The organism is Stenotrophomonas sp. NPDC077461 (genome assembly GCF_049545475.1).
Taxonomy (GTDB): Bacteria; Pseudomonadota; Gammaproteobacteria; order Xanthomonadales; family Xanthomonadaceae; genus Stenotrophomonas; species Stenotrophomonas nematodicola.
In genome coordinates this window covers 157,947-177,104 of sequence record NZ_JBMWDO010000006.1, presented here as the reverse complement: position 1 = coordinate 177,104, position 19,158 = coordinate 157,947, and the positions used below count along the sequence as shown (strand labels likewise).

The window sequence follows — 19,158 nt, the reverse complement described above, 5'->3', positions numbered from 1 at the left end:
TTCGTCCTACCCACGCCATCGCGATCACGCTGCTGCGGCGCAAGATGCCCGCGCGTGAAGGGTTTGTTACGTTTCGGCTGACCATCGGTGTCAGACGCGGCCCGTGCGCACCACATCATTCACGCTCGCATGGCGGCGCACCCTGGGAGGGGAACAGACGATGGAACGACAGTACCCACGGAAAAAGACACCGGTTACCTATCTCGCGGTCTCGATCGCGCTGGCCCTGCAGGGCATGGCCGGCATCGCCTCGGCGCAGCAGGCACCGGCGGTGGATGCAGTGGACCTGGACAAGGTCGAGGTCAAGGCGACGTACCGCGAAAGCCTGCAGCAGTCGCTGGATGAAAAGCGCTACAGCGTCGAGCAGGTCGATGCGATCTACGCCGAAGACATCGGCAAGTTCCCCGATCTCAACCTGGCCGAGTCGATGCAGCGCATCGCCGGCGTCTCCATCGACCGCGAGGGCGGCGAGGGCCAGCAAATCTCGGTGCGTGGACTGGGCTCGGACTTCACCCGCGTGCGCATCAACGGCCTGGAAGCGCTGTCCACGGCGGGCAGCGGCACCACCGGCGTCAACCGCAGCCGCGGCTTCGACTTCAACACCTTCGCTTCCGAGCTGTTCAGCCGGGTCAAGATCAACAAGACCCAGTCGGCACAGACCGACGAGGGCTCGCTGGGCGCCACCGTCGATCTGCGTGGCTCGCGCCCGTTCGATTTCGAGGGCTTCCAGGCGTCGCTGGGCGGCCAGTACGGTTTCAACGAACTGTCGCGCAACAAAGACCCGCGCATCTCCGGCCTGATCAGCAACACCTGGGCCGATGGCCGGGTCGGCGCGCTGATGTCGGTGGCCTACAGCAAGCGCACCATCTACGAGGAAGGCTACAACCCGGTCCGCTGGGAGCACGGCAACTACCGCAACTCCAACCAGAGCACGGCCACCAACAACGGCACCTACGGCTTCTGCAGCCCGGCCGGCTACGACCCGCAGACCCCGCGCAACCCGCTGGCCAATGAAACCGCCGCCGGTGTGGGCAGCGCTGCCAACCAGGGACGCAACAACGGCTGGGGCAGCTACGGCATCGACGCCACCCACTGCGGTACCGGCCTGGATCGCCCGGCGGCGACGGCCGAGAACATCGCCGCATATGAGACCGCCACCAACGCCTGGATTCCGCGCTACCCGCGCTACGTGCGCACCGACCACGAGATCGAGCGCCTGGGCATCACCGGCGCGTTGCAGTTCAAGCTCGGCGACGACACCCAGCTTAACCTGGACATGCTGTACTCCAAGCTCGACAAGAACGTGCGCGAAGATTCCATCGGCGCCAACCTGCACCGCACCGCGCAGTACGGCGGCAAGACCCAGATCGTGGTGCGCGAGGCGCAGGCCGACGAACAGAACAGGCTGGTGTATGGCGTGTTCGACAACGTGGACTTCCGCACCGAGTCCACCGCGATCGAGGAAAGCACCGAGTTCAAGCAGTTCAGCCTGAACCTGGAACACCGCTTCAACGATGCGGTGCGCCTGGATGCCCTGGTCGGCCATTCCGAATCGAACTACGAACGCCCCATCTTCTCGATGGTCAGTTTCGACAACAGCAACCTCGACGGCTTCGTGCTGGACATGCGCAATGGCGGCAAAGTGCCGACCATGACCTTCCCGTTCGACCTCGGCAGCGCGAACAACTGGCAGTGGCTCGGTTACGGCAGCACGCCGGTGAACGCCAACGGCACCGCACGCGGCGGCAACATCAGCGAAGTGCGGCTCAACCCGCAGTATGTGGACAACAGCTTCGACACCGCCAAGGTCGACCTGACCTTCGCCATCAACCCCACCTTCACCCTGCGCGGCGGCCTTGCCTACAAGGACTACGACATGCGCACCCAGGAGTTCCGCAACATCAGCTACGGCCGCCTGTCGCAGGCGCTGCCGGGCGGTGTGGGCGTGGGCGACCTGAGCACCACCCTGGACGGGTTCGGCAAGGGCCTGGACGGCAACCTCCCCAATGGCTGGCTGGTGCCGGACTTCAACAAGATCGCCAAGCTGCTGGACATCTACTGCAACTGCAACACCGGCACGCTCGGCGGCGACTACCGGCTGGCCAGCGTCGGCCACTTCGGTGCGTCCAACAACAACTTCGACGTCAACGAAAAGAGCTACGGCAGCTACCTGCAGCTGGACTTCAACACCGACCTGCTCGGCCGCGCGTTCCGCGGCAATGTCGGCGTGCGCTACGTGCGCACCGATATCACCGCGTCCGGCTATGCACCCTGCACGGCAGCCAATGCCAACGATCTGTCCGCCGCGTGCGAACCGTTCCTGGGCGTGGCCAGCGCCACCGCCGACGCCGGCGAACGCCTGCTGGTAGGCACCCAGGTCGGCCATTCGTACGACGACTGGCTGCCCTCGCTGAACCTGGCGTGGGACCTCACCGACACCGTGGTGCTGCGCTTCGGCGCGGCCAAGACGATGGCCCGCCCGACCCTGTCCAACCTGTCGCCCAGCGTCAGCGGCGGCCCGACCGCGTACTTCGACGACGACCGCAGCTACTCGATCAACCTGGGCAACCCGAAGCTGGACCCGTTCCGCTCCACCAACTACGACCTGAGCGCGGAGTGGTACTTCCAGGAGGGCGCGCTGCTCTCGGCCGCGGTGTTCTACAAGGACATCGAAAGCTACGTGCAGCGCACGCGCCTGCTGACCACCTGGGAAGACATGGGCTACTCGCTGGACCTGCTGCCCGCCGGCTTCAGCCCAAGCACGGTGTTCAACGTGCAGAGCTACTTCAACACCCCGGGCGGCCCGCTCAAGGGCTACGAGCTGACCTACCAGCAGCCCTTCAGCTTCCTGCCCGGCTTCTGGCGCAACTTCGGCGTGCAGCTCAACTACACCCACGTCGATTCGAAGATCAAGTACATCTTCAGCTCCGGCACCGGCAACACCATCGTCACCACGTACACCGAGAACGACCTGCTCAACCTGTCGCCGAACTCGTACAACGCCACCCTGTACTACGACGATGGCCGTTTCAGCGCCCGCGTCTCCACCAGTTACCGCGACGCCTACATCAGCACCATCCTGTCGCAGGAGAATGTCTGGGACCTGGACAACAACCAGTACGCCACCGCCGATGTGCAGGGCAAGTACAGCGTGGAGAACGTGGACTTCAACATGTCCTGGAAGGTCAACAAGAAGCTCTCGCTGACCTTCGAGGCGATCAACCTGCTCGACACCGCCGACGAGCGCTACGTCGATTCGGCGCTGTCGCTGCCCGATCGTTACACCCACACCGGCCGCCAGTACTACGTCGGCCTGCGTTACAAGTTCTGACCCGTGCTTCGGCGTCCGCCCCGGGTATCGCGTCCGCTCCCGTCCGTCTCTCCGGGCTGGCGGGCGCGCTGCCGCGGCGGACGACCGCCCTGACGGGGTGACGGCCCCGCCTGGTTCCGCTGTACCGTCACCGTTGTCGAAAGGAAGGCCCCATGCACCGCGTTGCTCCTGCCCTGCTCCGTCCGTCCCGCCTCTCCGCCAGCCTGCTGGCGCTGCTGCTTGCCAGTGGCCCCGCCTGGGCGCAGACCGCGCCGACGCTGCTGTTCCACGTGTCGGCCGAGCATGGCCCGGACGCGGACACGGCCGCCGGCGATCCGGTGCCGAACTTCCAGGACAAGGTGACGCCGGTGGCCGATGGCGCGCACGGCCGCGCCATCCAGTGGGCCGATGATGGTGTGCTGTCGTGGAACGCGCCTGGCAACATCCAGGCCCAGCGCGGCACGCTGGGCTTCTTCTGGCGCCCGCGCTACGCAGTGGGGGAGGCGCCGTTCGTCATCTTCCGGGTCGGCTACGCCGACCACAGCAGCTGGGACATGGCCTGGCTGCGTATCGACTGGAACGGCCACGGGTTCGATGCCTTTGTCACCGACGCCAACCTGGCGCGTACCCGCGTCTCCTTCCGGCTGGACCGGATGCCATCGCCGCAGCAGTGGCAGCACATTGCCTTCGGCTGGGATGAAAACCACGGCGTGCGCCTGTACGTGGATGGCAGGGAGGTCGCCCGCCAGGACACCACCGCCGACTACGACGCGGCGCTGGACCAGCTCGGCCTGGCCGGCCGGGTGATGGCGCCCTACCAGGTGCAGAGCCGCTACAACTTCCTGCGTGGCAGCGACCTCGACGAGATCCGCGTCTACGACCGCCTGCTCGATCCAGCCGGCATGGCCGCGCTGGCCCGCAATGCCGCGCCTGCCACGGCCGTTGCGCCGGTCGATCCGATGCGCGCCTGGAACCACCGGCATGGCTGGGACGGCGCGCCCCCGCCCGCACTGGCCAGCGCGACCACGACGATCCGCAAGGTCGAGTTCGCCGATGCCAAGGACCACAAGCAGTGGATGTGGAAAGCCACCGACGGCATCGCCGAAACCACCTGGCCGGGCGTGTACAACCGCTCGCGTCTGCCCGGCCGCAACGACTATTTCCAGCTGCCGGACTGGAACACCTACGTCGAGGGCGGCCAGCAGCTCGACCTGACCCTGCCGGCCGGTGAAACCGTCAACCGCATCGAAATGCGCGGCGCCGCCTTCGGCGAGCTCGGCCACAGTGCGGGCGACCCACCGGCCCAGCCGCTGTTCCAGCGGCCGCAGGGCGTGGTGCGCAGCGTCAACGACATTCCCGCGCAGACCGGCGGCGTGCTGCACTTCCGCAACACCGAACAGGAAACGCCGATCCAGGAGATCTGGGCCTACCAGGTCAGCGATGCCGCCGAACCGGACGGCACGGTCAAGCAGCGCTACCTGATCGACAGCCAGGCGCTCCCGGACTACACCAACATCGCCGACCTGCGCGCCTACATCGACGGCCGCTACCCGCCCGCCGAGCGCAGCACGGTGATGGCCCTGCCCAAGGGCGCCGGCTCGCGCCGGCGCGGCGCCGACACGTTGCCCGCGCAGCCGCTGCCGATCGTGCACGTGCTGATTCCTTCCGGGGTCAGCGATGCGCCGGCCGCGCAGCCGTTGATCCGCAGTTGGGCGCACAGCTGGGAGAACATGCACGACGGCCTGGACGGGGTTGCCATCGACCTGCCGGCGCTCGACCTGCCGGCCACGCGCGACGGGCTGATTCCGCTCAACATCCGCATCAAGGATCCGATCTGGCCGGCGCGCGACATGATCGACGTATCGGTGTCAGTGAAGCCGGGCCAGAAGCGCACGCTGTGGCTGGACCTGCGCGACCGCATCCTCACCGCCGACAGCCTGTGGATCTCGATCGCCTCGGCCGCCCCTGGCTTCAACGCCGGCGCGCTCGACGGTGCCGAGATCCGCATGGTCTACAAGGACCGCGAGGAGGCTAAGAAGGAGCACCTCGCTGACCGCTTCAATCAGGTCCGCGACAACTGGGGCTTCCTGGTCGAAGAACACACCACCTCCAAGCGCCAGCGCCTGTACGCGCGCGTGTACGCCGATCTGAGCGACCTGCTGCGGGTCGACCCGGACCATGCGCTCGGCCGCCTGTACTGGAACTACATCAGCTACAACAGCCAGGGCAAACCGCCGTTCGTCCAGCCCGAGGCGCCCAAGGGCGTGCCGCTGTGGGCGTTCCGGCAGACCGAAGACCTGCGCTACGTGCGCCGCTTCATCGACTGGTGGATCGACCATCGCCAGATCGCCTACGGCGACTTCGGCGGTGGCATTTCCGACGATTCCGACCTGACCCAGCAGTGGCCGGGCCTGGCGCTGATGGGCGTGCAGCCGGACAGGCTCAACGCCTCGCTCACCGCGTTGTCCGATGCGGTGTACCGCAACGGGATGTTCAGCAACGGCCTGAGCACCATCGAGACCGATGAGCTGCACGCCTACGAAGAGGGCATCAACACCAACAGCGCCATGCTGTACCTCAACTGGGGCGATCCGCTCACCGTGGAGCGCCTGATGGAGACGGTGAAGGCCTTCGACGAGCGCATCATCCTGCCCAATCCGCAGGGCCAACGGCTGTTCTCCAGCAACTGGTTCGGCGGCAACAAGGTGTACCGCGACCCGAACTGGCAGTGGCAGAAGCCCTACTCGTTCCCGGTGCTGCATCCGGCGTTCCTGATCGGCCAGTACAACGCCGATCCAACCAGCCGCACGCTGGTCACCGGGCTGGCCGACAGCTACCTGGCGCATGCCTACACCGACGACAAGGGCCGCTGGGCGCTGCCCAACGAGATCCACTGGGCCACCGGCAAGACCCGCGGCGGCGAGCTCAACAACGGCTCCGGCGGCGGCGATGTCATGCACACCTTCTGGGCGGCATGGCGCTGGAGCGGCGACGACAAGTACCTCAAGGCGCTGGACTACCGCGTGGAGCGCGGCGGTCCGGGGGCCCTCTCCAACCTGGGCGAGAACTACGTCGAGGTGCTGGGGCGCGGCGCGCAGTGGAATCCGCGCTTCATCGCCGACGCCGACGGTGGCAGCACCGGCTTCTCCAGCCTGATGGCCTGGCAGGCCACCGGCGACAAGAGGTACCTGGAGGCCCTGCACGCCGATGGCATCCAGGCCAAGGCGCAGCGCGAGTACATGAACACCGAGGGCCACTGGTGGTCCGACCGCGTCGAAGCGCCCAGCGAGTTCCTGCAGCGCGCGCGCCTGGGCGGCATCGCGCTCAAGCGCAACCAGAGCTGGCCGGGGCATACCGTCAGCTGGCGCTTTGCCCAGCCGGATGCGGCCGAACAGGTGGCGCTGCTGGTGCACGCGCCGTCACCGGACCGGTTCAAGGTGATTGCCTACAACCTGGGCAAGCGGGCCGTGGAGGCGGACATGACCACCTGGAACGTCACCGCCGGGCAATGGCGGATGACCAGCGGCGTGGATCGCGATGGCGACGACCGGATTGACGGCAAGGCAACGGTCCGCGAGCTCACCCTGGAGCGCAGTGCCTCGACCACGCTGCGCTTCGCACCCGGCCAGAGCCAGGTGTTCGAGTTCGCGCTGGTGCAGGCCGGTACGCCGGTCGAGCAGCGCCCCGACCTCGGCGTCGGTCGTGGCGACGTGCGCGTGGACGGGGGCCAGGTGCACGTCACCGTGCACAGCTTGGGCCACGTGGCAACGCCGGCGGGAACGGCGGTCCTTGAAGACGCCAACGGGCGTGAAGTGGCCCGCGTCGGGATCCCGGCGATGGACGCCCCCCTCGACCTGGTGCCCAAGACCACCACCGTGGCGCTGCCCTTGCCAGCCGCCAAGCGCGCGGGCCTGCGGGTGCGGGTGATGCTGCCCGATGGCGGGGCTGAAGTCACACAGCTCAACAACGTGGTACCGGTGGAGTAACCGCGAGCGGCATGGTCTCAACCCCATGCCGCCTACAACGTCACCGACCCTTCAATGCAGGTCACGCACGCACCGCCGATCCATACGGTTTCCCCCACCCGCTCCACCTGTACCCGCCCGGCCCGGCCCAGTACCGTGCCCTGGCTGATCACATACCGGTCGGGCGAGCTGCCTTCCCGCAGCAGCCACCGTGCAATCCCCGCATTGAGGCTGCCGGTCACCGGGTCCTCCGGCGCGGCCTCACCGGCAATGAAGGCGCGCGACTCGAACTGCGCGTCCACACCGTCGTTTGCATCGCACGCCGCGAACACGCCCACCATCAGTCCCTCCAGCGCGACGTAGTCGGGCCGCACGGCCAGCACTGCCGCACGACTGCGCAGACGCACCGCCAACCAGGGAGGGCCGTTGTCGACCCATTGCGCATCCATCAGGTCATCGGCGGCAACGCCCAGTCCTGCCCGCACGCGCGCGCGCAGCGCGGGCTCCAGGGGCCCCTCGCGCCGCAACGGGGGCGCTTCAAACGCCACCCCGGACGCATCCCGGCGAATCCGCACCAACCCGATCCCGCACTCCTGCACGATCTCCCCCCCGTGCGGCACGCCGCCATTGGCCAGCCACGCATGGCAGCTGCCCAGGGTGGGATGCCCGGCGAACGGCAGTTCACCCAGGGTGGTGAAGATGCGCACCCGGTAGTCGGCGCGTGGGTCGGTTGGCGTCGAGACGAAGGTGGTCTCGCTCAGGTTGGTCCAGCGCGCAAAGGCCGCCATGCGCGCCTCACTCAGCCCATCGGCCTGCAGCACCACAGCCAACGGGTTGCCCAGCAGCGGGTCGGTACTGAAGACGTTGATCTGCAAGAAGGGGTGGATGGACATGGGACGCTCCTGCGCGTGGGGTGGGTCATTCTCGCCTGGCCGCGCGGTGGAAGGCATCGACGGTGGGTCGGCTGCTCCTGGCTCCGGCATCGGACTGCTGCGCGCTGCGCGAAGCCGACCAGAGGTCGGCTCTACGAAAGGGGCGACCAGAGTCGGCGTTGCGAGGGCAGCAATGCGCGCGGTGCGTGCGCCTAGGCGGCGTCGGTTTCCATGACCTGCAGCCGCCGCTGGTACCAGCCCTGCGTGCCATCGGGCTCGAAGACCGCGCTGCGGGTCATCTCGCCCTCGTAGACATGCACCGAGATGGCCAGCTCGTCGTCGCTGGTGTTGCGGATGGTGTGGTACTCGTGCGGCGGAATCAGGCTGCCGGCGCTGCCGCAGTCGCCAAGGATCGCGGGCTCGGCGCGGAACCGGAAGCGCTCGCCCTCGCGTTCCAGCAGCTGGTACTGGGTGATCTCCAGCTGCCCCAGCCACACGCCTTCCACGCACCACAGACCGCTGTGGTCGTGCAGCGGCGTGCCCTGGCCCGGCCCCCAGCTCATCGCCACGATGCTGTAGCCGTGCGCACTGCTGCGGTACAGCTCGCGCCGCGCGTAGTGGTCGGCGATCGGGCGATGTACACACGCAGGCAACTGGATGCGGCTGTCGGCGATGGCATCACGCAACGCGCCACGCAGGGTGGCGGCGATCCGATGGGCATCGTCGTGCTGCACCGCGTGGTCGATGGCCGCGATCAGTCGATCACGACCATGAAACGGCGGAAACGGATTGAGATGCTCTTGCATATCCCCAGTCTAGGCGATCCGCGTCAACGGCGTGTTTGACCCAAATCACGGCCATTGCGCTACGTTGCGCGAACTAGCGATCAATTCGCCGATTTTGGTTTAGCGCACCTATCGATCAGGGAATCAGCATGGAGCGCAGCGCCGGCACTTCGCGCGCCAGTTCGGTGGTGACCAGCGTGGCGAACACCGCCGCACCGTCCGGCCCGAGGTGGGTGTAGTCGAAGGCCACCTTGGCCTGGCCCATCGGCTCGGCCACGGCGTTGTTCTGCACCGCCGGCGCACCCGCGACGGGCGCGGCGCCGACAGTGGTGCCGCCCAGCGCGGCGCTGACCTGTGCTGCGCTGGGGGCGGCCTGTGCCAGCGGCATCGCACCGACCGGGCCAAGCGCCTGTACCACCGCGCGGCTGCGCGCGTGCAGGTCGACCAGCGGCACGTCCAGCTCGCGTGCCACCGCACGCACGACGTCGGCCCACGGCGCCAGATCGTCAATCAACACGCCCTGGGCGAACTGCCGGCGGGTCAACGGCGTCAGCAGCACCGGCTGTGCGCCTGCCGCGCGGATCTCGCGCACGTAGCGGCGCAGGTTGTCCGGGAACTCGCGCTGCAGGTCGGTCGAGCGGCCCGGCTTGCCCGGCTGGTCATTGTGGCCGAACTGCACCAGCACCCAGGTGGTCGCATAGCCCGGCGTGCGCATTTCCGCCTCGGCCAGCGCCCACGAGCCCTCGGCGCGGTAGTTGTAGGTGCTGCGGCCACCGCGCGCCAGGTTGGTGCAGGTCAGGAACGAAGTGACATGGCGGGCGCAGAACGCCGGCCCCCAGCCGCCCTGCACCGCCGTGGTGGAATCGCCGACGAGCACGATCTTGCCGGCACGGATCGGGGTCGGGGCCGGGCGGTCGCCGATCGCCGGATCGGTGGCGGCGTGGGCCGCGCCCGTCGTGAACCACAGCAGGCTGCCCAGCAGCCAGGATGCATGCCGCATCAGAACGTACCTCGTTGGATGAAGGGAACCTGCTGGTAGAGGCGGCGCTCGCCGCCGCGCGGATCGTCGGCCTGCTGCGAGGTGGCGTCGAACAGCATGGTCTGGCGGCGCTCGAGCGAATAGGTCTGCCACTGCGGCAACGCGGCATGGTTGGGGTCGCCGTGGCGGGCAAAGGCGATCAGCGCCGTGCTCATTGTGGCCGCCACGCGCGTGGCCTCTTCGCCATCGCCGGTGCGGGAGCCGGGCTGGCCGGTGGTGTCGAATACCAGCGGGATGTCGAGCGTGTGGAAGGCGCCGAGCCTGCCGCCGTCCAGCGGTGAGCCCCAGTCCAGCTGGTAGGCCCAGGTCGGCGCGCCCTGCCGCGCACGTGCCTCCAGCTCCTCCACCGCACCCCGCCACGAGCGCCCGGCGGTGGTGGCGGCGAAGAACACGTCCGAGGGCGTGTAGTGCGGATACAGGCGGCGGTATTCGGCGATCACCACCGCCGGCAGCAGGTCGACGTACTGCTCCTTCTCCAACCTGGCCGGCAAGGTGTCCCAGGTGAGCGCGAAGTTGGCCGGGTCGTTGCCGAGGAAGGCGCGGGTTTCATCGTGGGTGTTGCCGATCACCATCGGAATGCCGGCCGACTGCGCCGGCGCGTCCGGCCAGAACGGATGCGCCGGCAGCACGTGTCCGTCCAGTACGGGCCCCACATAGAGGCTGCTGTTCTCCACCCGCGACGGATCGCGCGCGCGGGTGGCGGCCAGCAGCGCCTCCATCGGCATCGTGCGCAGCGCCTCGGCATCGGCCGCGCCCACGGCCTGCATCGCGATCTGGGCGCGCTGGGTGGCCGCACGCGGGCCCGCTGCCGTGACCTGCTGGCCGCTCATCGTCCATGCGCGCTGGAACAGCCCGCGCGCGGCCGGCATCGCCATCAGCGTGGCGATCTTGGCGCCCCCGCCGGACTGGCCGAACACGGTGATGTTGCCTGCATCGCCGCCGAACTCCGCCGCGTGCTGGCGCACCCACTGCAGCGCCTGCACCAGGTCGAGCTGCCCGACGTTGCCGGAGGCGGCAAAGCGCGCATCGCCCAACTGCGCCAGGTACAGGTAGCCGAACACGTTGAGCCGGTGGTTGACGGTCACCACCACCACGTCGCCGCGCCGGCACAGCGCGCTGCCGTCGTAGAGCGGATCGCTGCCCGAGCCGTTGTTGTAGGCGCCGCCGTGGATGTAGAACAGGATCGGCCGCTTGCCGCCATCGCGCAGCGCGGGCGTCCACACGTTGAGGAACAGGCAGTCTTCGCTGCCTGGTCCTTCGCTGCCACCCTGCGGCGCCGCATTGCCGTAGGCGAGCGCGTCGCGCACGCCGCGCCACGCCGCTTCCTGCACCGCCGGCTGGAAACGCCTGGATGCGGTATCGGCGCCGTAGGGAATGCCGCGGAACACGTTCACGCCCTGCTCCAGCTGCCCCCGCAGGCGGCCACCGCGCACCCGTGCCAGCGGTGCGGCATCGTGGCGCGGGCCCGGCACGCCGGCGAAGGCCGGCAGCAGCGGCAGACTGGTGGCGCCCAGCATCAGTGCGTAGCGCGCGCTGTCGCGCAGGAAACGGCGCCGGTGCAGATCGGTGGGGGACTCAGTCATGGCGCGTGGGCTCCGGGGGGCGCGAAGATATCCAGCGCAGGGCCAGGTCGGGCCACTGCGCAACGGTGGAGCCGGCGGGAATGCGCACGCCGAAGCCGTGGCCGCCGGACGGGAACAGATGCATCTCGGTGGACACGCCGGCGCGCAGCAGCGCCTGGTAATAGACCAGGCTGTTGTGCACGGACACCACGGTGTCGTCCTGCGCGTGCACCAGGAAAGTGGGCGGGGTGTCCGCGCGCACCTGCTCCTGCATCGAGAACCGGGTGGCCAGTGCGGCGTCCGGATGCGGTCCGAGCAGCCGCTCGCGCGAGCCGGTGTGGGCGTGCGGACCCATGTCGATCACCGGGTAGATCAGCAGTGCGACATCGGGCCGTGCGCTGACCGCATCGATGGCATCGCGATGGGGATAGACCGGCGCGTCGAAGCCGGTGCTCAGCCGTGCGGCGACATGGCCGCCGGCAGAAAAGCCCATGACGCCGAGGCGTGCCGGATCGAGCTGCCAGCGCGCTGCCCCGGCCCGGATCACCCGCATCGCGCGCTGCGCGTCGGCCAGCGCCGCCTGCCGATCGCTGCGCCCGGCCGGCAGCCGGTAGCGCAGCACGAACAGCGTGACCCCGCCCTGCGCGACGAACGGCGGCGCCAGTGCGGTGCCTTCCTTGTCCAGCACGATGCGCTGGTAGCCGCCGCCGGGAATGACCAGCAGGCCGGTGCCGTTGGGGCGTGCGGGCCGGTACACGACCAAGTAGGGCGCATCGACATTGTCGATGTAGCGGTCGGGAAACGCCGGATCGGTGCTGCGCTCGACCACGTTGGGCACGCGCGGCGGACCCTGCTCGCCGGGCACCTGGCCGGTCGGCCACAGCGCGAGGCGGTCCGGGCTGCCCGGGGCCGGCTCGGTACCGGCCGCGCGCCCGGCGGCGTGGAGGGGAAAGCACAGCCCGGCCATCAGCAACCAGCCGGCCAGCAACGGCATCACTACAGCGCGTGGCATCCGCAAACGTCCTTCTGCAGGGGGTAGGAAACGGTCATGGTGACTGCCGGCGCAATTCTGACGCGCTGCACATTGCCAATGACACCGGTTTACCATATACAGCACATCCAAGCGCTGTCGATTGGCAGTGCAACAAATCATCGGGAGACCCGCTTGAGCAACGACCAGGGCAAACAGGACCTGCCAGACCAGGGGTTGGGCGAGATCGCCCGCGCGTTCGTCAGTGCCCGCCAGCAAGGGCAGGCGTTGGCCGATTTTCCGGGGAATATCCCCGATGATCTGCTCACGGCCTACCGTGTGCAGGACCAGGCCATCGACCTTTGGGATGACCGCGTGGTGGGATGGAAAGTGGGTTACATCGCCGCCGAGCGCCGCGATTCGTCCGGCGACGACCGGCTGCTGGGCCCGATTTTCTCGCGTCGGCTCTGGAATGCTACCGGTGGAACAGTGGACATTCCGGTGTTCGTCGGTGGCTTCGGCGCGGTCGAAGCGGAGTTCGTGATCCAGCTCCAGAAGGATGCCCCGGCCGACAAGCTGCACTGGACGCCCGAAGAAGCCGAGGCGTTGCCCGCCCGGCTGTTCATCGGTGTGGAAGTGGCCAGCAGCCCGCTCGCCACCATCAACAAGCTCGGCCCGCGTGTGGTGGTGTCCGACTTCGGCAACAACAACGGTCTGGTGCTGGGTGCGGAGATCCCGGACTGGACCGCGCTGGACGACGCCGACCTGCGTGCGGAAACACGTATCGAGGGCGAGGTGGTCGGCACCGGCGGTGCGACCCTGCTGCCAGGCGGCCTGCGCACCGCCTACGCGTTCGCGCTGGCGCGCTCGGCCCAACGCGGCCGCCCGCTCAAGGCCGGCGACCTGATCGCCAGCGGCAATGCCACCGGCATCCATGACATTGCGGTGGGCCAACAGGCATTGATCCGTTTCGCCGGCTACGGCGACATTACCTGCAAGGCCATCGCCGCCGGGTAACCGCGCGGACATGGCGAGCACGCTTGGGAGGGCGCAGATGTTCACTCGCAGAAGTTTCATGGCCACCGGTCTGGGCGCGCTTGCCGTGCCCGCGCTGACGGCCTGCTCACGGTCGTCCAATGCCGCACCGGCTGGTGCGCAGCTGTTGACCGCCACCGACGTCCACGTCGCCGACTACCCGACCGTGACCGCGGTGAAGTGGATCGGCAGGACGCTCGAGGAAAAGACCGGCGGCCGGCTGCGCCTGCGCCAGTACCACTCCGGCCAGCTCGGTCGCGAATCCGAAGCGATCGACATGGCCCGTTTCGGTGCCATCGACATCACCCGCGTATATTCCGGCGCGCTCAACAACGCCTTCCCGCTGACCCAGGGGCTGTGCCTGCCGTATGTGTTCGAGTCGGTGGCGCACATGCGCCGCGCCCTCGACGGCGGCGTGGCCGACACGGTGCTGCAGGGCTTCGAGCACCGCGATCTGGTCGGTCTGGCGATCTACGATTCCGGCGCGCGCTGCTTCTACAACACCAAGCATCCGATCGTGGAACCGAAGGATCTGCATGGCCTCAAGCTGCGCGTGGCGTCCTCGGACATCTTCATCCAGCTGATGCGCCTGCTCGGTGCCAACCCGACGCCGATGTCGCTGGGCGACACCTTCTCCGGCATGGAAACGCACATGATCGACGGTGCGGAAAACAACATGCGCAGCTTCCACTCCAGCCGCCATTTCGAGGCCGCGCACTACTGGTCGCAGAGCGACCACTCGTATGCGCCGGACGTGCTGCTGATGTCGCGGCAGAGCTTCGATGCGCTGAGCCCGGCCGACCGTACCCTGGTGATCGAGACCGCGCGCGAGTCGGTGCAGGTGATGCGCGAACAGTGGGACGCCTCGGAAAACACCGCCCGCCAGGCCGTTGCCGATTTCGGCATCCGCTTCAACGAGGTCGACATGCCGGCCTTCCGCAAGGCCGCCGACCCGTTGCTGCAGCAGTACCTGCAGCAGCCGGAGCTGGCCGCCCTCACCCGTCGCATCCGCGACTTCGCCTGAGGCCCTGCCGCGATGTCCGACCCGATTTCCGAAACCTCTGCCGACCTGCGTTCGGCACCGCAGCGCGTGCTGGACCGCATTGCCGACGTGGCCATCCACATCGCCGTCATCGCCCTGCTCGGGCTGGTAGTGGTGCAGGGCTGGCAGGTGTTCGCCCGCTACGTGATCAACGATTCGCCGAGCTGGACCGAGCCGGTGACCCTGCTGCTGCTGGCCACGGCCATGAGCCTGGGCGCGGCCACCGGCGTGCACACGCGCCGCCACTTCGGCTTCTTCCTGCTCGCCGCGCACATGGGCCCTGGCCTGCGGCGTGCGGTGGACATGTTCGCCGCGCTGGTGGTGGTGGTGCTGGGCGCGGTGATCGCCTGGTGGGCAGCCGTGCTGCTGCTTGACGGGCTGGACATCAAGACCGCCGGCGCCAACCTGCCACAGAGCATCAACTACCTGCCGCTGTCGATCGGCGGCGCGCTGATGGCGGTGTTCGCGCTCAACCAGATGGTGCAGGCCGCGCAACCGCCGGTTGCCGATGCAGAAGGAGACCGCTGAGTCATGGGTATTACGATTCTTTTCACCGTCTTCGCGGTGCTGCTGCTGCTCGGTGTGCCGGTGGCCTATGCGCTGGCCGCGGCCGCGCTGGCAACGCTGTGGTACCTGGACCTGCCCACGCTGGTGCTGGTCCAGCAGATCTCCGCCGGCACCGGGTCGGCCTCGCTGATCGCCATTCCACTGTTCATCTTCGCCGGTGAAATCATGATGCGCGGCGGCATCTCCGAGCGCCTGATCTCGCTGGCCTCCTCGCTGGTCGGACGCCTGCGCGGTGGCCTGGGCCAGGTGTCGATCCTGTCCTCGCTGTTCTTCGGTGGTGTGTCCGGCTCGGCCATCGCCGATGTCTCGGCGGTGGGCGGCACGATGATTCCGCAGATGGTCAAGCGCGGTTACGACCGCGATTTCGCCGTCAACGTGAGCATCACCGCTGCGCTGGTGGCGTTGCTGGTGCCGCCGTCGCACAACCTCATCCTGTTCTCGGCCGCGGCCGGTGGCGGGTTGTCGATCGCCGATCTGTTCGCCGCCGGCATCGCCCCGGCGCTGCTGATGACCCTGGCCCTGATGGTCACCGGCTACGTGGTCGCACGGCGTCGCGGCTACGGTGTGGAAGTGTTCCCCGGCTGGCGTGCAGTGGCCCTGCGGCTGTTCTCCGCCCTGCCCGGCCTGGGCCTGGTCGCGCTGATCTTCGTCGGCATCCGCGCCGGCATCTTCACTGCGGTGGAGAGCGCGGCAATCGCCGTGGTCTACGCGCTGCTGGTCACAACGGTGCTGTACCGCCAGCTCAACTGGCGCGAGTTCCTCGGCACGGTCACCCATGCCGCCCGCAGCACCGGCGTGATCCTGTTCGTGATTGCCACCGCCGCGGTGTTCGGCTGGCTGCTGGCCTACCTGGAAGTGCCGGCGGCGGCAGTGGAGTTCCTGCAGTCCTTCGCGCACAGCAAGTTCATGGTGCTGCTGATGATCGTGGTGATGCTGCTGCTGCTGGGCACCTTCATGGATCTGGCGCCGATGATCCTGATCTGCACGCCGATCTTCCTGCCGGTGGCCAAGGCCTACGGCATCGACCCGATCCACTTCGGCCTGGTGCTGGTACTGACCGGTGGCCTGGGGCTGGTGACGCCGCCGGTGGGCTCGGTGCTGTTCATCGGCACCTCGATCGGCAAGATCACCGTCGGCGAGAGCATGCGCTCGATCTGGCCGTTCTGGTTCGCCGCGCTGGGCGTGCTGCTGATCGTCACCTTCTTCCCGGAGCTGTCGCTGTGGCTGCCCGCCCTGCTGCGCGCCTGACGATGCATCGCGCCGCCGCCCTGCTGCTGATCGCCCTGCCCTGCGCCGCGCCTGCGGCGCCGGGGCAGGAGATTCCGCTGCGGGCGTTCCAGGACGCGATCAACCACTGGCAGAGCGGGCACGGCACGGACTACCCGCGCTACCGCCCCGACCAGTACCGGGAGATCGCCGACAACCTGGTGCTGCTGCAGCACCGTGGGGGCGGCTGGGCGGTCAACCAGGATCCGCAGCGGATCCTCGATGACCGCGCGCGTGCCGAGGTGGTGGCCGCGCAGGCCACCGCCGGCGGCAGCTTCGACAACCGCAACATCCATACGCAGGTGGCCTACCTGGCGCAGGCCTTCGATCGCAGTGGCGATCCGCGCTATCGCCAGGCCGCCGTCCGCGGGCTGGATTTCATCCTCGCCGAGCAGATGCCGGCGTGCGGCGGCTGGCCGCACTCGGTGCCGTCGCGTACCGCGTACCACGGCCACGTCACCTTCGCCGACGATGTCACCAGCGGCGTGCTGACCACGCTGAGGCGGGTGCAGCAGGACCCGGTCTTCGCCTTCATCGACGCCGACCAGCGCGCCCGCGTCGACCGCGCCGTGCGCCAGGGCGATGCCTGCGTGCTGCGCCTGCAGGTGCGCCAGGGCGACGCGTTGACGATCTGGGCCGGGCAGTACGACCCGGCCACGCTGCAGCCCGCGCAGGGACGCCGCTTCGAGCTGCCGGCGCTGGTCGTCGACGAAAGCGTGGGCGTGGTGCGCTACCTGATGTCCATTCCCGACCCGTCGCCCGAGGTGATCGCGGCGGTGGACGGGGCGATGGCCTGGTTCCAGGCCCATGCGCTGCAGGGCGTGCGCCTGGAGACCTTCGACGCCGAGCCGGCGCAGTTCCAGCATCACCGCAGCACGATCGACCGCCGCCTGGTGGACGATCCCGGCGCACCGCCGCTCTGGGGCCGCTTCCACGACCTGCGCGACAGCACCGTGGTGCTGGCCAACCGCGAGGGCGAGCGCGTGGCGCGCTTCGACCAGGTGCCGCGCGAGCGCCGCACCGGTTACCACTGGTACGGCACCTGGCCACAGGCGCTGATCGCCACCGACTACCCGCGCTGGCAGCAGCGCCTTGCCCGGGCCGGTACGCGCTGAGCGCGGCCGGACCACGATCCACCAACAGGAGAGAACGGATGCATCTGCGCAAGACCCTGGCGAGCTTCGCCACCGCCTGCCTGCTGCTGGCCGGGGCCGGCCATGCCGCCGAGCCGTCCACCGCCTGGACGCGCGGCATCGAGAACCAGCGTCAGGCCGACCTGGGCAACGGCACGTTCCTCAACCCGGTGTTCGCCGGCGACCGCCCCGACCCGTCGGTGCTCAAGGACGGCGAGGACTACTACCTGACGCTGTCGTCCTTCGACGCCTATCCCGGGTTGCCGATCTGGCACTCGCGCGACCTGGTCAACTGGCAGCCGCTGGGCCATGCCATCACAAAGAACGTGGGGGCGATCTGGGCGCCAGACATCGTCAAGCACGGCAGCCGCTACTACATCTATTTCCCCGCCCGCACCGGTGAGCACCGCAGCAACTTCGTGGTCTGGGCGGACAGCATCAAGGGCCCGTGGAGCGAGCCGATCGACATCGGCCTGGGCGGCTACATCGATCCGGGCCATGCCGTGGGTGAAGACGGCAAACGCTATCTGTTCCTGAGTGGCGGCGACTACGTGCAGCTGGCCGACGACGGCCTCAGCGTGGCCGGCACGCCCAGACACGTCTACGACGGCTGGAAATACCCGGAAAGCTGGGATGTGGAGGCGTACGCGCAGGAAGGGCCGAAGATCAATTTCCGCGATGGCTGGTACTACATGACCACCGCCGTGGGCGGCACCGCCGGCCCGCCGACCGGCCATATGGTGATCACCGCGCGCTCGCGCTCGATCCACGGGCCGTGGGTGAATGCGCCAAACAACCCGATCATGCGCACCCGCTCGGCCGCCGAGCCGTGGTGGTCGCGTGGCCATGCCACCGTGATCGAGGGCACCGACGGGCGCTGGTGGATGATGTACCACGGCTACGAGAACGGGTACTGGACGCTGGGCCGCCAGGCGCTGCTGGAGCCGATCGAGTGGACCGACGACGGCTGGTTCGTGGCCAAGGGCGGCGACCTCGGCCAGCCGCTGGCCAAGCCCTCCGGGACCTCGGTGGGCGCGCATGGCATGGCGCTCTCGGATGATTTCGCCGGCCCGGCGCTCGGCGCGCAGTGGTCCTTCTTCAACCCGGCGCAGGATGAATACCGCCGCCTGGACTTCAGTGGCGAGGGCCTGCTGCTGCAGGGCAAGGGCCAAACCCCGCGCGACAGCTCGCCGCTGACCGCCATTGCCGGCGACAAGGCCTACCAGTTCGAGGTGGAGATGGAGATCGCCCCCGGCGCGGTCGGCGGCGCCCTGCTCTTCTACAGCGACCGCCTGTACGTGGGCGTGGGCAGCAACGGCGAGAAGTTCATCATGCACCGCTACGGCGAGGAGCGCCCCACCCGGCTGGCCCCCAGCGCCACCGGCGGCCGGCTGTGGCTGCGGGTGACCAACAACCGCCATATCGTCACCATCCACTCCAGTGCCGACGGCAAAACCTGGCAGAAGTACCCGGTTCAGATGGAAGTCTCCGGCTACCATCACAATGTGGCCGGGAAGTTCCTGGCCCTGAAACCGGCGCTGTACGCCGCCGGCGACGGCAAGGTCCGCTTCCGCAACTTCCGCTACCGCGCCCTCGATTGAGAGGGCCGCTA

13 protein-coding genes are annotated in these 19,158 nt (G+C 68.5%); 8 read left to right on the top strand and 5 right to left on the bottom strand.

The annotated features are described in order from the left end of the window. Positions 1–160: 160 nt before the first annotated feature. Entirely contained in the window at positions 161–3,331 is a 3,171-nt protein-coding gene (locus ACPEH8_RS12500) for a TonB-dependent receptor (protein ID WP_017355561.1), read from the top strand. 152 nt (positions 3,332–3,483) lie between these two features. Beyond that, positions 3,484–7,296 carry a LamG-like jellyroll fold domain-containing protein gene (locus ACPEH8_RS12495; RefSeq protein WP_423666930.1) on the top strand — a complete coding sequence of 1,271 codons (3,813 nt, stop codon included), beginning with the start codon at positions 3,484–3,486 and terminating at the stop codon, positions 7,294–7,296. 32 nt (positions 7,297–7,328) lie between these two features. On the opposite strand, the gene ACPEH8_RS12490 is transcribed toward ACPEH8_RS12495, so the two are convergent. The 5 genes from ACPEH8_RS12490 to ACPEH8_RS12470 all read right to left on the bottom strand — a co-directional run bounded on the left by ACPEH8_RS12490 (position 7,329) and on the right by ACPEH8_RS12470 (position 12,500). Then, positions 7,329–8,168, bottom strand: a complete 840-nt coding sequence (locus tag ACPEH8_RS12490; protein WP_423666927.1) for a PhzF family phenazine biosynthesis protein — start codon at positions 8,166–8,168, stop codon at positions 7,329–7,331. Between the two features lie 191 nt (positions 8,169–8,359). Next, on the bottom strand, positions 8,360–8,953 hold the full coding sequence (locus tag ACPEH8_RS12485; RefSeq protein ID WP_136005747.1) for a cysteine dioxygenase family protein: 594 nt from the start codon (positions 8,951–8,953) through the stop codon (positions 8,360–8,362). Between the two features lie 115 nt (positions 8,954–9,068). Then, entirely contained in the window at positions 9,069–9,932 is an 864-nt protein-coding gene (locus tag ACPEH8_RS12480; RefSeq protein WP_136005745.1) for a rhamnogalacturonan acetylesterase, read from the bottom strand. Next, positions 9,932–11,554, bottom strand: coding sequence for a carboxylesterase/lipase family protein (locus ACPEH8_RS12475; protein WP_423666924.1), 1,623 nt, complete (start codon positions 11,552–11,554; stop codon positions 9,932–9,934). Before ACPEH8_RS12475 ends, ACPEH8_RS12480 begins: the two co-directional genes overlap by 1 nt. Further along, positions 11,547–12,500, bottom strand: coding sequence for an alpha/beta hydrolase (locus ACPEH8_RS12470; RefSeq protein ID WP_423667017.1), 954 nt, complete (start codon positions 12,498–12,500; stop codon positions 11,547–11,549). Before ACPEH8_RS12470 ends, ACPEH8_RS12475 begins: the two co-directional genes overlap by 8 nt. A gap of 198 nt (positions 12,501–12,698) precedes the next feature. On the opposite strand from ACPEH8_RS12470, the gene ACPEH8_RS12465 reads away from it, so the two are divergent. From ACPEH8_RS12465 to ACPEH8_RS12440, 6 genes are read left to right on the top strand one after another with little or no spacing between them, the layout of a single operon-like run. Continuing rightward, complete coding sequence (locus ACPEH8_RS12465; RefSeq protein ID WP_423666921.1) at positions 12,699–13,520, top strand: 2-keto-4-pentenoate hydratase; 822 nt, start codon at positions 12,699–12,701, stop codon at positions 13,518–13,520. A gap of 37 nt (positions 13,521–13,557) precedes the next feature. Beyond that, the gene (locus tag ACPEH8_RS12460) at positions 13,558–14,562 is read left to right on the top strand and encodes a TRAP transporter substrate-binding protein (protein ID WP_313160338.1); all 1,005 of its coding nucleotides are present in this window, start codon (positions 13,558–13,560) and stop codon (positions 14,560–14,562) included. 12 nt (positions 14,563–14,574) lie between these two features. Further along, positions 14,575–15,108, top strand: coding sequence for a TRAP transporter small permease (locus ACPEH8_RS12455; RefSeq protein WP_262071536.1), 534 nt, complete (start codon positions 14,575–14,577; stop codon positions 15,106–15,108). Between the two features lie 3 nt (positions 15,109–15,111). Then, positions 15,112–16,395 carry a TRAP transporter large permease gene (locus ACPEH8_RS12450; protein WP_423666918.1) on the top strand — a complete coding sequence of 428 codons (1,284 nt, stop codon included), beginning with the start codon at positions 15,112–15,114 and terminating at the stop codon, positions 16,393–16,395. After that, on the top strand, positions 16,368–17,528 hold the full coding sequence (gene pelA / locus ACPEH8_RS12445; RefSeq protein WP_423666915.1) for a pectate lyase: 1,161 nt from the start codon (positions 16,368–16,370) through the stop codon (positions 17,526–17,528). The genes ACPEH8_RS12450 and pelA overlap by 28 nt, the downstream gene beginning before the upstream one ends. A 38-nt stretch (positions 17,529–17,566) precedes the next feature. Further along, a complete protein-coding gene (locus tag ACPEH8_RS12440) occupies positions 17,567–19,147 on the top strand; it encodes a family 43 glycosylhydrolase (protein ID WP_423666912.1) in 1,581 nt (526 codons plus the stop codon). Positions 19,148–19,158 lie beyond the last annotated feature (11 nt).

Coding starts and splice junctions, on each gene's coding strand:
- ACPEH8_RS12500 (WP_017355561.1), top strand. CDS start 161: ATGGAACGACAGTACCCACGGAAAAAGACACCGGTTACCTATCTCGCG.
- ACPEH8_RS12495 (WP_423666930.1), top strand. CDS start 3,484: ATGCACCGCGTTGCTCCTGCCCTGCTCCGTCCGTCCCGCCTCTCCGCC.
- ACPEH8_RS12490 (WP_423666927.1), bottom strand. CDS start 8,168: ATGTCCATCCACCCCTTCTTGCAGATCAACGTCTTCAGTACCGACCCG.
- ACPEH8_RS12485 (WP_136005747.1), bottom strand. CDS start 8,953: ATGCAAGAGCATCTCAATCCGTTTCCGCCGTTTCATGGTCGTGATCGA.
- ACPEH8_RS12480 (WP_136005745.1), bottom strand. CDS start 9,932: ATGCGGCATGCATCCTGGCTGCTGGGCAGCCTGCTGTGGTTCACGACG.
- ACPEH8_RS12475 (WP_423666924.1), bottom strand. CDS start 11,554: ATGACTGAGTCCCCCACCGATCTGCACCGGCGCCGTTTCCTGCGCGAC.
- ACPEH8_RS12470 (WP_423667017.1), bottom strand. CDS start 12,500: ATGGCCGGGCTGTGCTTTCCCCTCCACGCCGCCGGGCGCGCGGCCGGT.
- ACPEH8_RS12460 (WP_313160338.1), top strand. CDS start 13,558: ATGTTCACTCGCAGAAGTTTCATGGCCACCGGTCTGGGCGCGCTTGCC.
- ACPEH8_RS12455 (WP_262071536.1), top strand. CDS start 14,575: ATGTCCGACCCGATTTCCGAAACCTCTGCCGACCTGCGTTCGGCACCG.
- ACPEH8_RS12450 (WP_423666918.1), top strand. CDS start 15,112: ATGGGTATTACGATTCTTTTCACCGTCTTCGCGGTGCTGCTGCTGCTC.
- ACPEH8_RS12440 (WP_423666912.1), top strand. CDS start 17,567: ATGCATCTGCGCAAGACCCTGGCGAGCTTCGCCACCGCCTGCCTGCTG.